Origin of the sequence: Nonomuraea sp. KM88, assembly GCF_052245635.1 — a bacterium.
Lineage (GTDB): Bacteria > Actinomycetota > Actinomycetes > Streptosporangiales > Streptosporangiaceae > Nonomuraea.
The window spans coordinates 1-1,174 of the sequence record NZ_JBQQCC010000068.1; the positions used below are offsets into that span (position 1 = coordinate 1).

General features: G+C 73.5%; 1 protein-coding gene. It reads left to right on the forward strand.

Translation table 11 applies throughout. From position 1 onward, the window contains the following. Window positions 1-33 precede the first annotated feature (33 nt). The coding region (locus ACTWPV_RS49685; protein WP_443157224.1) for an MFS transporter at window positions 34-1,174 on the forward strand (1,141 nt) is incomplete at its 3' end.

Here is a 1,174-nt window from a genome sequence, read left to right on the forward strand (position 1 = left end):
GCCAGGACAGTCGAGTCGGACCGGACGGGATCGATGTACGCCAAAGTGCTCGCGATCGGCGAGTTTCGCGGTTTGTGGCTGGGCGGGTTGTTGTCGCGAGCGGGCAGCCAGCTGGCGCGCGTGGCGCTGGCCGTGCTCGCCTACGAGCGCAGCGGCTCGGCCGCCGTCACCACGCTCGTCTACGCGATGACGTTCGTGCCCGCGCTGGTCGGAGGGCCCGCGCTGGGCTGGCTGGCCGACCGCTACCCGCGGCGGGAGGTCACGATCGCCTGCGATGTGGCCAGGACCGTCCTCATCGGATTCGTCGCGCTGCCGGGCCTTTCGCTGCCCGCGTTGTGCGCCCTGGTCTTCGCCTCCCAACTGCTCGACTCGCCGGGCAGGGCGGCACGCATCTCGCTGACGCCCGACGTGCTGCCCCGCGAGCTCTACCAGACCGGAGTGGCGGTCCACCAGCTCAGCGACCAGGTCGTGACGCTGCTCGGCTTCGCCGGCGGCGGCATCGTGGTGGCGCTGGCCGGCGCGGAGACGGCCATCCTCATCAACGCGGCCACGTTCGCCGCCGCCGCGTTACTCACCCTGGCCACGGTGCGCCGGCGCCCGGCAGCCGCGGGCAAGCAGCCGATCTCCCTGCTCGGCGGGCTGCGGCTGGTGGCCGGGCATCGCGCGTTGCGCAGCCTGCTCGGCCTGGCCATGCTGTCGGGCTTCCACGTCATCCCCGAGGCGATCGCGGTGCCGTACGCCGCCTCGTTCGGCCTGGGCACCGCGGAGGCGGGGCTCCTCATGGCCGCCCTGCCCGTGGGCAACGTCGTCGGCGTGTTCGTGCTGTCCAGGTTCTTCACCGAAGCGCGGCGGATGGCGCTGATGGCCCCCATGGCGGTGGCGGCCAGTGCGCCGCTGGTGGCCAGCGCGGCGGACCCCGGCTACGTGGTTCTGCTGCTCCTGTGGACGGTGTGCGGGGTGCTCACCGGCTATCAGGTCGCGGCCAACGCGGAGTACGTGAGGATCGCACCGCCGCAGAGCAGGGGACAGGCGGTCGGCCTGGCCTCCTCCGGCATGGTCGCCGCCCAGGGGCTGGGCATCCTGCTCGGCGGCCTCCTCGTCGAAGCGGCCGGACCGGAGCACGGCCTGGCGATCGCCGGCGCCGCCGGGCTGGTCGCGGGAGTGCCGGTGCTGC